The organism is Blastochloris tepida (assembly GCF_003966715.1).
GTDB lineage: Bacteria > Pseudomonadota > Alphaproteobacteria > Rhizobiales > Xanthobacteraceae > Blastochloris > Blastochloris tepida.
The window spans coordinates 951,715-965,403 of record NZ_AP018907.1 but is presented as its reverse complement, the minus strand read 5'-3'; the positions used below and the strand labels follow the sequence as shown (position 1 = coordinate 965,403).

Genomic DNA, 13,689 nt, shown 5'->3' with positions numbered 1-13,689 from the left:
ACTGGAAACCGTCTCACCCACCCATCTGCCACGTCTTCACCCAGTCGATGGGCCAGAGCAGCATCAGCACGTTGAGGGTAAGATTGTCGCGGATCACCAGCGCGACAACGACCTCAAGGGCGAGGGCGACCATCACGGTGAGCCACACCGGAAGCCGGCTGGCGAGCCAGAAACCGGCCATCATCGCCAGGATGTCGGCGATCGAGTTGATGACGCTGTCGCCATTGTAGCCGAGCGCGATGGTGACGGACCGATAGCGATCGATGATCATCGGCGTGTTCTCGACGATCTCCCAGGCCGCCTCGATCACCGTCGCAATCAGCAGGCGGACCGAGAACCGCAGATCACGGCGGAGGACGCGGGCCAGCCCCCAGATCGCGGCATAGAACAGGAAGCCATGCACGATGTGGGAGGGCGTGTACCAGTCCGTCAGGTGCTGCGAATCCTCCGCGCTGGCGACGACGCCGTGCCACAGCCGGACCGTGCCGCAGGTGCAGATCGGCACCCGGCCCATGGCAAACAGGATCCCCGCCGTCGCCATCAGCACGGCGACGATCGCCATCGCCGGCCAGGCTGCACGCAGCGGCCGAGCCGGTTTCAGCGAGGATGCGCCCGTCATCTGCACGCCTGTCCTCCTCTGACCGGCAATAACATCGCTTCTGGGATGAGAGAGGGATTCGAAATCCCGGTCCAGCGCACTGTCGCCTGAGACGGTTTCCAACGAATTATCCGCAAACCGTATCACGCGCGGCGGACGAGCCCCGCACCACCAGCCGCGCGGCCAGCACCACCTGCCGCCGCGCCATCTCCGGCGTCCGGAGCCGCTCGAAGACCAGGTCCATCGCCGCCCGGCCGATCTCGGCCACCGGCTGCTCGATCACCGTCAGGCCCGGGCCGACCAGCTCCGTCCAGGTCTCGTTGTCGAAGCCGGCAATGGCGATGTCGCGCGGCGTCTCGAGCCCGGCCCGCCGCGCCGCGCGATAGAGCCCGAGCAGCAGCAGGCTGTTCGAAACCATCACCGCATCGGGCCGCTCGCCGGCCTCGAGCCGCCGCGTCAACTCGGACTCCGCCGCCTCCGCCGTGGGGGGCAGGAAACATGCGTCGGCTTCGAGCCCGTGCCGCGCCATCGCCGCCGCATAGCCGTCGTGGCGCAGCACCGCCGTCGACGAGGTGTTGCCGAACAGCCCGGCGATCCGCCGATGCCCCTGGGAAACGAGATGATCGACGAGAAGGCCGGCGGCCAGCGGATTGTCGATCGTCACCGCGTCGTGCATGCCGAGCGGCCCCGCGCGATCGACCAGCACGACGGGAAAGCCGAACTCCATGCGGCCGAGACGTTCCGCCGTCGTGCGCGTCGGCGCATAGATGAGGCCGGTGATCCGCTCCTCCTGCATCATGCGCAGATACATCGCCTCGCGGGCCGGGTTCTCGTCGGTGTTGCACAGCACCACCCGCATGTCGGCGCCATAGGCCGCGTCCTCCACCGCCCGGCTGAGCGTGGTGAAGAATGGGTTGCGGATGTCGGAGACGATCAGCCCGATGGTGCGCGAATGCTGCGACCTGAGCCGCCGCGCCGCGAGGTTGGGGCGATACTGCGTGGCCTTGATCGCCGCCTCGACCTTCTGCCGCAGGTCGTCGCTCACCGGCCCGTTGCCGAGCACCCGCGACACGGTCGCCGGCGAGACCCCCGCCACGCGGGCCACGTCCTTGATACCTACCGTCATATTCTGAAAACGTTCCCAATCAATAGGCCCTGAAACGTCAGGGGGCAGCGCGTCACAACATCAATACTGACAATAAATTTCCATCTTGGCAATGCGATGGCCGTTGACAGGTGAGTGAAAACGTTTTCAAATCCGTTTCAACAATGAGCCCACGGGAGGGGTCGTCCATGGCCAACGCCACCAGCGCCACCGTCACGAGCGCACCCGGCGCGACAGCAGCCGCCTCGGCCCCGATCCTGTCGGCCGAACTGGTCCGCCTCGCTGCCCGCCCCGCCACCAAGGAGGCGGCGATCCGCGAGGCCGCCCAGATGCTGGTCGCCAGCGGCCGCATCGACCCCGCCTATGTCGACTCGATGATGCGCCGCGAGGCAGTGGCCAACACCTTCCTCGGTCACGGCGTGGTCATCCCCCATGGCATGGTCGAGGACCGCGACCTTGTCCGGGAGAACGGCCTCGCCATCCTCCAGGTTCCGGACGGCGTCGCCTGGAACGAGGGCCAGACCGCCCACCTCGTCGTCGCCATCGCGGCCCGCTCCGACGCCCACATCACCGTCCTGCGCCGTCTCACCAATCTGCTGCAGGACGAGGCGGCGCTCGACGCGCTGACGCGCACCACCGACGCCCGCGAGATCGTTGCCGCGCTCACCAGCGCCCCCGCGGAGACGTCCGCGCCGTCCGCGCCGGCCATCGATCTCGCCAACCGGTTCGACTGGATCTGCGACTATCCGAGCGGCCTCCACGCCCGCCCGGCCGCCCATTGGGTCGACACCGCCCGCCGCAGCCGCGCCCGCATCCAGATCCGCGCCGGCGACGAGGTCGCCGACCCTCGCAATCTCGTCTCACTGCTCCGGCTTGGCATCCGCAACGGCGACCGCATCGTCGTCTCGGCGGACGGCGACGGCGCGGCCGAGGCGCTCGACGCGATGAAGGTCGCGATCACCGGCCTCACCCTCCAGGAGAAGACCGACGCCGCCAAGGCCGCGGCCAAGGCTGCCGCGGGCGCCGCCGCCGCGGGCTGGGTGCCGCCCGCCCCCATGCCGTCGATCCCCGGCATGTCGGCCGCCCCCGGCCTCGCCATCGGCTGCGTCCACGTGCTGCGGCCGGCCGAGGTGGCGGTGCCCGATCTGCCGCTGCCGCTCATCGAATCCGGCCGGCTGCTCGACGAGGCGATCGTCGCCACCCGCCAGAAGCTCACAGTCCTGGCCGACGACACCGCCCGCCGCCTCGGCGCCTCGGAGGCCACCATCTTCAAGGCTCAGGCCGAGTTCCTGGCCGACACCGACCTCATCACCCTCGCCTGCCAGCTCATGGTCGACGGCCACGGCCCGGCCTGGGCGTGGCAGGAGGCGGTGAGCCGCACCGCGAGCAGCCTCGCCGCCATGGGCAATCCGCTGCTCGCCGCCCGCGCCGCCGATCTGCGCGACGTCGGCAACCGGGTGCTCGCCCATCTCGTGCCGGATCTTGCCGCCACCGACGCGCCCCTTCCCGACGGCGAGGTGATCCTGATCGCCGACGACCTCACGCCGTCCGACACCGTCGGCCTCGACACCAGCCGCATCGTCGGCCTCGTCACCGCGCGCGGCGGCCCGACCTCGCACACCGCCATCCTCGCCCGCACGCTGGGCCTGCCGGCTCTGGTCGCGGCCGGCGACGCGGCGCTCGATGTCGCCGAGGGCACCACCGCCATTCTCGACGGTGGCGGCGCCCGCCTCTGGCTCGACCCCGATGACGAGGCGATCGCGGCGGCCCGCGCCCGCATCAAAGCCGATGCCGAGCGCCGCCAACGCGAGGCGGCGGACCGCGCCGCACCCGCCGTCACCACCGACGGCCAGCGCATCGAGATCGCCGCCAACGCCAACACGCCCGATCAGGTCGCCCTCGCCCTCGATCTCGGTGCCGAGGGCGTCGGCCTGATGCGCACCGAGTTCCTGTTCCTGGAGCGCGACGCAACGCCGCCCGAGGACGAGCAGGCCGCGATCTACACCGCCATGCTCGATGCGCTCGGCGACCGGCCGCTGATCGTACGCGCCCTCGATATCGGCGGCGACAAGCAGGTCGCCCATCTCGATCTGCCGCACGAGACGAACCCGTTCCTCGGCGTGCGCGGCGCGCGTCTCTTGCTGCGCCGCCCCGAGCTGATCGAGCCGCAACTGCGCGCGCTCTATCGCGCCGCGAAGGGGGGGCGGAAGCTCTCGATCATGTTCCCGATGATCACCTCGCTGCAGGAGATCGTCGCGCTGCGCGCCATCTGCGAGCGCATCCGCGCCGAGCTTGATGCGCCGCAGGTCCCGCTCGGCATCATGGTCGAGGTGCCTTCGGCAGCCGTGCTCGCCGATGTCTTCGCCGCGCACGTCGATTTCTTCTCGATCGGCACCAACGACCTCACCCAATACGCGCTGGCCATCGACCGCCAGCATCCGGATCTGGCCGCCGAGGCCGACAGCCTCCACCCGGCGGTGCTGCGCCTGATTGCCGCCACCGTGAAGGGCGCGGCCGCCCACGGCCGCTGGGTCGGCGTGTGCGGCGGCATTGCCGGCGATCCGTTCGGCGCCTGCCTGCTCGCCGGCCTCGGCGTCACCGAGCTGTCGATGACCCCGCGCGACGTGCCCGCCGTCAAGGCGCGGCTGCGCTCCGCGACCTTTTCCGACCTGCAGCGCCTCGCGGCGGAGGCTTTGGCGGCGGACACCGCCGATCGCGTCCGCGCCCTCGACGGAGCGCGGCCATGAGCGAAGATCCCCAAGTCGAAAATTCCGACGTCGAGACCTCCAAGGTCGAAGCCTCAAAGGCCGAGGCTCCCAAGGTCCAGCCGCCCCAGGTCGTCACGGTGACGCTCAATCCGGCGATCGATCTCACCATCACGCTCGACCATTTCGTCATCGGCACCGTGCAGCGCGCCACCGCCGCCGTCTCGACCTGCGGCGGCAAGGGCATCAATGTCGCCGGCTGCCTCGCCGATTGGGGTATCCGCGTCGTTGCGACCGGCGTGCTCGGCCGCGCCAATGACGGCACCTTCGCCGAGTTCTTCGCCGCCAAGGGCATTGCCGACCGCTTCGTGCGCACCCCGGGCGAGACCCGCACCAACATCAAGATCGCCGACCGCACCAGCGGCGAGACCACCGACGTCAACCTGCCCGGCCTCCGGGTTCCCGCCGTCGCCTTCGACGCCGTGCGCAAGATGCTGATGGACTCCGTCGCGCCGGGCCGCCCAGTGGTGCTCGCCGGCTCGCTGCCCGAGACGCTGCCCGAAACGGCCTGGGCGCGGCTCGCTGCCGACCTGCGCGGTCGGGAGGCGCGCATCGTGCTCGACACCTCCGGCGGGCCGCTCGCCGCGGCCCTCAAGGCCAACGTGCCGATCCATGCGGTGAAGCCCAACCATGTCGAACTGGAGGCGGTGATCGGCCGCCCGCTCACCGGCACCGGCGAACTCGTCGAAGCGGCACGCACCCTGCTCGCCCGCGGCCTCGCTTTGGTGGTGGTCTCGCGCGGCGCCGAGGGCGCGCTATTCGTCGACAGCGAGACGGCGCTCGCAGCACGCCTGCCGGCCAAGGCCGCGCTGTCCACGGTCGGAGCCGGCGATGCCATGGTGGCCGGCATCGTCGCGGCGCTCATCGAAGACGCGCCGATCGAGCGCATCGCCCGGCTCTCGACCGCGTTCGCGGCCTCGAAGCTCGATCGCATCGGCCCCTATCTCGGACCGGCCGAAGACATCGAACGCCTCGCCGCCGCCGTGAGCGTGACGTTGATCTGATACGGCTTCCGTTCGATCAGCCGGAAACCACATGAACCGCCCAACCCGCAGCAAACGCGGGACCGAACGAACCGGAGGACTCCATGTCGCCGTTGCCGTTGACGTCGCCTTTGATCGCGGTTGTCGGCGCGACCGACCGCCCCACCCTCGCAATGCTCGCCGCCGAGGCGCTGAAGAAGGCCGCCGCCAAGCTCGGCCGCCCACTCGCCGTCGAACTGCACGCCGGCAGCACCGTGACCGGCACCCTTGAGCCCGCGATGATCGCCGCCGCCGGCACCGTTCTCCTGATCGGCGATGTCACCGGCGACGAACGCTTCGCCGGCAAGAAGACCGCGCACGTCACCTTGGACGCCGTGCTCACCGATCCCGGCGCCGTGCTGTCCGATGTCACCGCGTCCGCGACATCTTCCCCGGCGGCCGGCACCGCGCGCGGCAGCGCGAAGACCGGCACCAGAAAGATCGTCGCCATCACCTCCTGCCCGACCGGCATCGCCCACACTTTCATGGCGGCCGAGGGCATCGAGCAGGGCGCCAAGGCGCTGGGCCACGCCGTCCGTGTCGAGACCCAGGGCTCGGTCGGCGCCCAGAACGCGCTGACGGCCGATGAGATCGCGGCGGCCGATGTCGTCATCATCGCCGCCGACACCAATGTCGATCTCGCCCGCTTCGCCGGCAAGCCGGTCTATTCGACCAACACCAAGGCCGCGATCGGCGACGGCAGGGCCCTGGTCGCCCACGCCTTCGAAGCGGCTCGGATCCAAGGGGGATCTGCTGCCGTCTCCGCCGATCTCGCCGGTCAGGTGGCCGCCGAGAAGTCCGCCCGCGCCACCGAGCGCAGCGGCGTCTACAAGCACCTGATGACCGGCGTCAGCTACATGCTGCCCTTCGTCATCGCCGGTGGCCTGCTCATCGCCATCGCCTTCGCGCTGGGCGGCATCTACGTCTATGACGACGCCCACAAGGACACGCTCGGCCATGCGCTGTTCGTCATCGGCGCCAAGGCCGGTTTCGCGCTGATGGTGCCGATGCTCGCCGGCTTCATCGCCTATTCGATCGCCGACCGGCCGGGCATCGCGCCGGGTGCCATCGGCGGCATGCTCGCCGGCATGATCGGCGCGGGCTTTCTCGGCGGCATCGTCGCCGGCTTCCTCGCCGGCTATGTCGTCAAGCTGCTCAACGACAACATCCACCTCGGCCGCAATCTCGACGGCCTGAAGCCGGTCCTGGTCCTGCCGCTGCTCGGCTCGGCCATTGTCGGCCTGCTGATGATCTACGTCATCGGCCAGCCGGTCGCCACGGCGCTGGCGGCGATGACCGCCTGGCTCAAGACCATGCAGACCGCCAACGCCGTGCTGCTGGGCGGGATCATCGGCGCGATGATGGCGTTCGACATGGGCGGCCCGGTCAACAAGGCGGCCTACACCTTCGCGACCGGCCTGATCGCCTCGGCCGACAACGCGGTGTACGGCCCGATGGCCGCCGCCATGGCCGCCGGCATGACCCCGCCGCTGGCGCTGGCGCTCGCCACCAAGGTGTTCCCCGACCGCTTCTCGCCGGACGAACGCGAGGCCGGCAACGCCGCCTTCTTCCTCGGCATCTCCTTCATCACCGAAGGTGCCATCCCCTTCGCCGCCAAGGATCCGGTCCGCGTCATCCCAGCCTTGATCGCGGGCTCCGCGACGGCCGGCATGATCTCGATGTATGTCGGCGCCGAGTTGAAGGTGCCGCACGGCGGCATCTTCGTGCTGCCGATCCCCAACGCCGTGACACATGTCGGCGGCTACATCATTGCCCTGGTCGCGGGCACCGTGATCTCGGCCGTGCTGCTGCGTGTGCTGAAGCCCAGGGTGGAGGCGTGAGAGCGCGGCGGGAGATAACCGGCCGGTCTTGCCGGTGCGGTCATGAAGCGACGGCACCTCGGGATCTGCTGACGGTCTCCGAAGCGCGATCCGCGGGGCAAGGCGATCCCGCCTCCTCCTCTCGAAACCCTCCGCCACAGAGCCATCTATTGTCATGGCTCCGATGGTGCCGTTGACATTCCCGTCCTTCATCGGAGGACGCCCGAGGTGGCGGCAACGGCGAAAAGGGAGAGGTGTCGTGGACGGCTTGTGGCTCCTGGCGCTCCTGGTCGGCGCCCTCTACCTGGTCACTCCGGCGATCGCCATCATCGCTCTGGCGCGCGTGAACCGCCTCTCCCAAAGGGTGCTGGAGCTGGAACAGCGGCTTGCGGCCGGCGCAACCGCCGCTCCGGTGCTGGAGGCGCCAGAAGCGGCCCGGGAGCCGATGCCGGCGGAGGTACCGCAGATCGCTGCCGTTGAGGCCGCCGCGTCCGAAGCGATCCCCGAAGCCGAGGCCGTTGCGCCGCCGCCCTCCCCGCCTGTACAGCCGACGCAGCCTCCAGGGCAGTCGGCAACGTCCGGCGAGGTCGGCGACATCGAGCAGGCGTTCGGGACGCGCTGGGTGGTGTGGACCGGCGGGCTGGCGCTGGCGCTCGGCGGCGTATTCCTGGTACGGTACACGATCGAAGCCGGCCTGCTCGGTCCGGCCGCGCGCGTCGCCCTGGGCGGGCTGTTCTCGGTCCTCCTGGTCGCGGTCGGCGAACGGCTGCGCCGGCAGGACCGCACCAGCGGCTTTGCCGGAGTGCCGGCGGCCTATGTCCCGGCGATGCTCACCGCCGCCGGCACCGCCAGCGCCTACGCCACGGTGTGGGCCGCCTATGAGCTCTACGGTTTCCTGCCGCCGGCCACGGCCTTCCTGCTGCTCGGCATCGTGGCGGTGGCGGCCATCGCCGCCGCCCTGCTGCACGGCCCGGCCCTGGCCGCGATCGGCACGCTCGCCGCCTACGCCACGCCGATCCTCACCGCCACGCCCGATCCCGATGCCTACGGCCTGTTCGCCTTCCTCGGCGGCATCACCGCGGCGGCCTATGCCGTCGCCCGCGTCCGGCTGTGGCGCTGGCTGGCGACCAGCGCTACCGTGCTGGTGACACTATGGGGGCTCAGCTATGCCGCCGATCCATTCGGACCGGCAACCGGGACGCTGGCGCTGCACGCAATCCTGCAGGGCGCGCTGGTCGCGGCGCTGATCGTGCCGGGTCTCTGGTTCGGGCCACCGGCGGCTGGAAACCGCGCCGATGGCCTCTCCACCGCCGCCCTGGCCGCGCTGGTGGCGATATTGGCGCTCCATGCGGTCACCGCGTCGATGGACACCGGGCCGCTGGTCCTGCTCGCAATCGCCATCGCCGTCAGTCTCGCGATCGCCTGGCGCGCCGAGGCCACGACGCTGATTGTGCCGCTGGCCGCCGCTTTAGCGGTGGCGGTCACGCTCGCCTGGGCGATCGAGCCCAATCTTGCCACCACGGTGGCACCGGCCGGCGCCGCGGGAGGGCCGGAGCCGCTGCCGGTGCTGATCGAGCCGATCGTGGCGTTCGCCGCGGCCATCTCGCTGTTGATGCTCGCCACCGGCGTCGCCGCCATCCCGCGCCGGCGGCGCGGCGTGTTCGCCCTCGTGTGGGCGGGGGCGGCGGCCGCAACACCGGTGGTCATGCTGGCCGCCTGCTATTGGCGCATCGCCGAATTCCTGGCGAGTGTACCGTTCACGGCGCTAGCGCTGGCTTTGGCCGCGCTCTATGGCAGCCTCGCCGAGAGGCTGCTGCGCGGCCGGCGCACGCCGGGCTCGCGCGCCTGCGCGTCGGTGTTCGCCACCGCCTGCCTCGCCACTTTGGCGCTCGGCGCCACCATGATCCTGGAGCGCGGCTGGCTCACCGTCGCGCTGGCATTGGTGGCGCTGGCCGCGGCCCACGTCGCGGCATCGCGGCCCTATCCGTTCCTGCGTTGGGTGGCCGGTGCGTTCGGCGCGCTGCTGCTGGGACGCATCGCCTGGGATCCGGCCATCATGGGCAGCGATGTCGGCGCCACACCCGTCTTCAATTGGCTGCTGTGGGGCTACGGCGTGCCGGCGCTGGCGATGGCGCTCGGAGCCCGCCAGTTGCGCCGCCAGCGCGACGACATCCCCGCGCGGCTTTTCGAGAGCGCAGCCATCCTGTTCGTCTGCCTGCTGGTGACGTTCGAGATCCGCCACGCGCTCCACGCGGGCAACATCTACGCGGCGCGGATCGGACTGGTCGAAGCAGGCCTGCAGGTCAGCGCCTGGGCGGTGATAGCGGCGACGCTCGAACGCATGGCGGCGGCCACGGGGAGCAGGCTGCGCGCAGCAGCGGCGGTGGCGATCACCCTGGTCGCGTTGATCGGCGCGTGGGTGATGCTCGGCATCACCGAGAATCCGCTTTTCAGCGGAAAGATGATCGAGCCGCGGTTCCTGCTCAACAGCTTGCTGCCCGGCTATGCCGCGCCGGCGGTGGCCTTCCTCCTGCTTCATGTTGCCACCCGCGCCCGGCAGCCCGCGTCGTGGCGGGCGATGCTGGCAGCGACCGCCTTCGCCTGCGGTTTCGCCTACGTCAATCTGCAGGTGGCGCTCGCCTTCCGCGGTCCGTTCATCGGCCTTTTGCAGTCGGCACCGATCTCAGATGGCGAATGGTACGCCTACTCGGCGGTGTGGCTGGTGTCGGGCCTGCTGCTGCTGCTGATCGGGCTGCTGCGCGGCTCGCGGCCCGCCCGTATCGCCTCGGCCGGGCTCATCACGCTGACTGTGCTGAAGGTGTTCCTGTCCGACATGGCGGACCTCGAAGGCGTGCTGCGCGCGGTGTCGTTCATCGGCCTCGGCGTGGTGCTGGTCGGGATCGGCTGGCTGTACCAGCGGCTTCTGATCCCCCGCCGGGCACCGGATCGGCCGGCAGAGCCCTGATGACGCTTCCGGTCGCTCGACTCGGGATACCGGAAGCAGCCACGCCGCAAGACGCAGCAGCAGCAGGTTCGGCTCGCCCGATCTCAGCGCTTGCCGCGGTGCTTGCGAGGACGTGCCCGCTGGTGGCCGGCGGACCCGCGAAACGCCGGATTGGGGTAGCAGTTGCCGCTTGCCGGGGACGGCCGCATAGCGACGCATTGATCCAGCGTCATGAACCCGCAGGTCCGGATGGAACCGCCATCGAACATGCGGTCCTCAAGGCACCAGGGGTACTCTCGCGCCTCGGCAGGCGACGTCCCCCACAGGGCAATCCCGGCCGCCAGTCCCAATGCGGCAATGGTCGACGGCTGCACACGGGCCTCCCGTTGGCGGGACAGCGATCGCCTATTGGTTCCGTTCAAAGGCGGTCCGTCAACACCAGCCGGGAACGCTTGAGGATTCTCAACGCACCACCGGCTCGACCTCGATCGTCACGTGCGACAGGTCGTGGATGTGCCTGAGCTTGTGCCGATAGTGCGAGGGCGGCAGCGGCGCCGCCGAGGATATGGCGACGATCGCGCCATGGTGGCCGGGGCCGAGCTGCCAGACGTGCAGATCGGTGATCGTATCGCCGTCGCGATGAAGTGCGGCGCGGATCTCGTCCGGCAGGTCCTCGCTCGGCGGCACATAATCCAATAGCACGCCGCCGGCGTCGCGGATCAGGCCCCACGACCAGCGGGCGATGACCAGCGCGCCGACGATGCCCATCACCGGGTCCAGCCACAGCCAACCATAGAGGCTGCCCGCGATCAGCGCGACGATCGCCAGCACCGAGGTCAGCGCGTCCGCCAATACGTGCATGTAGGCGGCACGCAGATTGTTGTCGCCACCATGATGGTCATGATGGTGGTGCGCGTGTCCATGCTCGTGGCCATGGTCGTGCGAATGCTCGCCGCGCAGCAGCCACGCGCTGACGACGTTCACCGCAAGCCCGATCACCGCAACGGTGATGGCCTGCGGAAAATCGATGGCAATCGGCGCATAGAGCCGCTGCAGGCTCTCCCAACCGATCATCAGGGCGATCAGCGCCAGCACGATGGCACTGGCGAAGCCGGCGAGATCGCCGAGCTTGCCGGTGCCGAAGCTGAAGCGGGGATTGCGGGCGTTCTTGCGCGCATACAGATAGGCGAGCGCGGCGATCAGCATGGCAGCGGCGTGGGTGGACATGTGCCAGCCGTCGGCGATCAGCGCCATGGAGCCGAACACGTGCCCGGCGGCGATCTCCACCACCATCATGGTGGCGGTCAATGCGATGACGAACCAGGTGCGGCGCTCGTTGCGGGCGTGACTCTCGCCGAGAAAGACGTGGTCATGCCCGCCCATGGCCGGGGCGTGTTCCGGACTGGTGCTCATTCGGGTGGCCTCTCACAACCTCGACCGACCCCGCCTCGCCCGCGGCACGGTCGTAATCGGATTCGAATTCGAGACATGGCAGCGGACGCCGGTCGTCAGATCGGAATGCGTGGCAGGAGCATTATCCCGCACAGCAGGCACCGTCAAATCGCGGCATCACATTTGGAGCGTTCTAAAGTATCCGCGCGATCGACATAATGACTGACATTGTTGAAATTGATTAATCTGATTTATCTTTCGCCGCTCTTTCTATCCGCATTTTAGCACTACCGCTCCGCAGATCTACAATTGTTTGTAGCTTGCAAGATTATATATTTTGCGTCGGCAAACAACGCGTGTCCCGTCGCGCCGCGAAGACGCCGCCCCAATCCAGTCGCATCGAGATCGTGGCCGCCGAGCCGGATGCACGGCGACGCTCCTGCGCGAGACCTGCCGCCAGGGCCTGCGGGCGGTGCTCGTACACCAGACCCGGACTGCCACCGCGGAGACGCGAAGGATGCGACATTTTGACCCTCGACGAAGCGCCGGAGGCACCCCACATGAAACGTCGATCCGGGCCCCTCTGGCAGCGAGCCATCGCTGCGATGTCGGATCTTTCACCTGCCGCCGCGTTGCGAAGCGCACTGGCATTTGGAGGATGCGATGGCGCTCGGTCCCGAACTGTTGTTCGCGGATTTCTTCGGCAAGCCCGCTTGGACGTGGCTGCTGTTCGTCGGCATCATCGCCGCGCTTCTGGCCTTCGACCTCGGCATTCTTCACCGCAAGGCGCGTGAGATTCCGGCCGGCGAGAGCCTGCTGCTGTCGGCGGCCTATATCAGCGTCGCGCTGATCTTTGGCGCTTGGGTGTGGTCCCAGATGGGCCAGGAGGCCGGCGTCGCCTATGTCACCGGCTTCTTCATCGAGAAGACGCTGGCGCTCGACAACATCTTCGTCATTTCGCTGATCTTCGCCACGCTGGCGATCCCGCGGCATCTTCAGCACCGCGTGCTGTTCTATGGCATCCTCGGCGTCATCGTGCTGCGCGCGATCATGATCGGGCTCGGCACCGCGCTGGTGTCGCAGTTCGCCTGGGTGCTGTATATCTTCGGCGCCTTCCTGATCGTGACCGGCATCAAGATGCTGCTGGTCGCCGAGAACCCGTCCGCCGTTGTCGACAACCCTCTGATGCGCTTCGTTCGGCGCCATATGCGCGTGACGAAGGTTCTGCGCGGCAGCGCATTCTTCGTGCGCAGACCGGTTTCGAGGAGCGGGCGGACGGTGCTCTACGCCACGCCGCTGCTGCTTGCGCTGATCCTGATCGAGTTCGCCGATCTCGTCTTCGCCGTCGATAGCGTGCCGGCGATCTTTGCCATCACCACCGATCCCTACATCGTCTACACCTCGAACATCTTCGCCATCCTCGGCCTGCGCGCGCTCTATTTCGCACTCGCGGCCAGCGTGCACCGCTTCCGCTATCTCAAATATGCGCTGTCGCTCGTGCTGATCTTCATCGGCGCCAAGATCTTCTGGAGCCAGGCGTTCGGCAAGGTCGACCCGCTGATCTCGCTCGGCGTGACCCTGACCCTGCTGGCCGGCGGCATCGTGCTCTCGATGTGGAAGACCAGCCGCGAGCAGCCGGAACCTGCCGACGAGGCGCTGCGCGCCGGCCCCTGCCCGATCCGTCTCACCAGAGGAGAACCGTCATGACCACGCCGCTTCACGGACTGCCGCGCACTGAACGCAACGATGGCTTCGGGATCGCCGATTACGAGACCCGCGAGGGCGAGATCGCCCGGCGCAATGTGCTGTTCGGGCTGTGGGCCGGCCGCCGCCTCGGCTTGGCCGAGGCCGATCTCGAAGCCTACGCATGGTCGGTGCATCTCGCCGACCGCGAGGTGCCCGGACAGGATGACGTCATCGCCAAGGTGTCCGCCGACTTCGCGGCACACGGCATCGACATCAGCGAAGCCCGGCTGCGCCGGCATCTGCACGAGATGCGCCTGCGCGCCAGCCTTGATCTGGCGCACCACTGAACCGGCCGGC

10 protein-coding genes are annotated in these 13,689 nt (G+C 69.0%); 6 read left to right on the top strand and 4 right to left on the bottom strand.

All coding sequences use genetic code 11. The features are described from left to right. Window positions 1-13 precede the first annotated feature (13 nt). Window positions 14-619: a DUF2585 domain-containing protein gene (locus BLTE_RS04375; protein WP_126397958.1), complete on the bottom strand. Its 606-nt coding sequence runs from the start codon at window positions 617-619 to the stop codon at window positions 14-16. 106 nt (window positions 620-725) lie between these two features. Beyond that, window positions 726-1,724: a LacI family DNA-binding transcriptional regulator gene (locus BLTE_RS04370; protein ID WP_126397956.1), complete on the bottom strand. Its 999-nt coding sequence runs from the start codon at window positions 1,722-1,724 to the stop codon at window positions 726-728. A gap of 167 nt (window positions 1,725-1,891) precedes the next feature. Between BLTE_RS04370 and ptsP the strand changes: the two genes are divergently transcribed. The 4 genes from ptsP to BLTE_RS04350 all read left to right on the top strand — a co-directional run bounded on the left by ptsP (window position 1,892) and on the right by BLTE_RS04350 (window position 10,275). Next, window positions 1,892-4,450: a phosphoenolpyruvate--protein phosphotransferase gene (gene ptsP / locus BLTE_RS04365; RefSeq protein WP_126397954.1), complete on the top strand. Its 2,559-nt coding sequence runs from the start codon at window positions 1,892-1,894 to the stop codon at window positions 4,448-4,450. After that, window positions 4,447-5,472 (top strand): 1-phosphofructokinase, encoded by a 1,026-nt coding sequence (gene pfkB / locus BLTE_RS04360; protein ID WP_126397952.1) that lies wholly within the window; start codon window positions 4,447-4,449, stop codon window positions 5,470-5,472. The genes ptsP and pfkB overlap by 4 nt, the downstream gene beginning before the upstream one ends. Before the next feature lie 83 nt (window positions 5,473-5,555). Further along, window positions 5,556-7,331, top strand: coding sequence for a fructose-specific PTS transporter subunit EIIC (locus tag BLTE_RS18635; protein WP_126397950.1), 1,776 nt, complete (start codon window positions 5,556-5,558; stop codon window positions 7,329-7,331). A gap of 238 nt (window positions 7,332-7,569) precedes the next feature. Further along, on the top strand, window positions 7,570-10,275 hold the full coding sequence (locus BLTE_RS04350; protein WP_160140517.1) for a DUF2339 domain-containing protein: 2,706 nt from the start codon (window positions 7,570-7,572) through the stop codon (window positions 10,273-10,275). A gap of 83 nt (window positions 10,276-10,358) precedes the next feature. Here BLTE_RS04350 and BLTE_RS18765 read toward each other — a convergent pair whose 3' ends face one another. Then, window positions 10,359-10,628: a DUF3551 domain-containing protein gene (locus tag BLTE_RS18765; protein ID WP_160140516.1), complete on the bottom strand. Its 270-nt coding sequence runs from the start codon at window positions 10,626-10,628 to the stop codon at window positions 10,359-10,361. 88 nt (window positions 10,629-10,716) lie between these two features. Next, window positions 10,717-11,667 (bottom strand): CDF family Co(II)/Ni(II) efflux transporter DmeF, encoded by a 951-nt coding sequence (gene dmeF, locus BLTE_RS04340; protein WP_126397944.1) that lies wholly within the window; start codon window positions 11,665-11,667, stop codon window positions 10,717-10,719. A gap of 642 nt (window positions 11,668-12,309) precedes the next feature. Here dmeF and BLTE_RS04335 point away from each other — a divergent pair. Further along, complete coding sequence (locus tag BLTE_RS04335) at window positions 12,310-13,353, top strand: TerC family protein (protein ID WP_126397942.1); 1,044 nt, start codon at window positions 12,310-12,312, stop codon at window positions 13,351-13,353. Next, window positions 13,350-13,679 (top strand): ATPase inhibitor subunit zeta, encoded by a 330-nt coding sequence (locus tag BLTE_RS04330; protein WP_126397940.1) that lies wholly within the window; start codon window positions 13,350-13,352, stop codon window positions 13,677-13,679. The genes BLTE_RS04335 and BLTE_RS04330 overlap by 4 nt, the downstream gene beginning before the upstream one ends. The last annotated feature ends 10 nt before the right edge of the window (window positions 13,680-13,689 follow it).

Coding starts and splice junctions, on each gene's coding strand:
- BLTE_RS04375 (WP_126397958.1), bottom strand. CDS start 619: ATGACGGGCGCATCCTCGCTGAAACCGGCTCGGCCGCTGCGTGCAGCC.
- BLTE_RS04370 (WP_126397956.1), bottom strand. CDS start 1,724: ATGACGGTAGGTATCAAGGACGTGGCCCGCGTGGCGGGGGTCTCGCCG.
- ptsP (WP_126397954.1), top strand. CDS start 1,892: ATGGCCAACGCCACCAGCGCCACCGTCACGAGCGCACCCGGCGCGACA.
- pfkB (WP_126397952.1), top strand. CDS start 4,447: ATGAGCGAAGATCCCCAAGTCGAAAATTCCGACGTCGAGACCTCCAAG.
- BLTE_RS18635 (WP_126397950.1), top strand. CDS start 5,556: ATGTCGCCGTTGCCGTTGACGTCGCCTTTGATCGCGGTTGTCGGCGCG.
- dmeF (WP_126397944.1), bottom strand. CDS start 11,667: ATGAGCACCAGTCCGGAACACGCCCCGGCCATGGGCGGGCATGACCAC.
- BLTE_RS04335 (WP_126397942.1), top strand. CDS start 12,310: ATGGCGCTCGGTCCCGAACTGTTGTTCGCGGATTTCTTCGGCAAGCCC.
- BLTE_RS04330 (WP_126397940.1), top strand. CDS start 13,350: ATGACCACGCCGCTTCACGGACTGCCGCGCACTGAACGCAACGATGGC.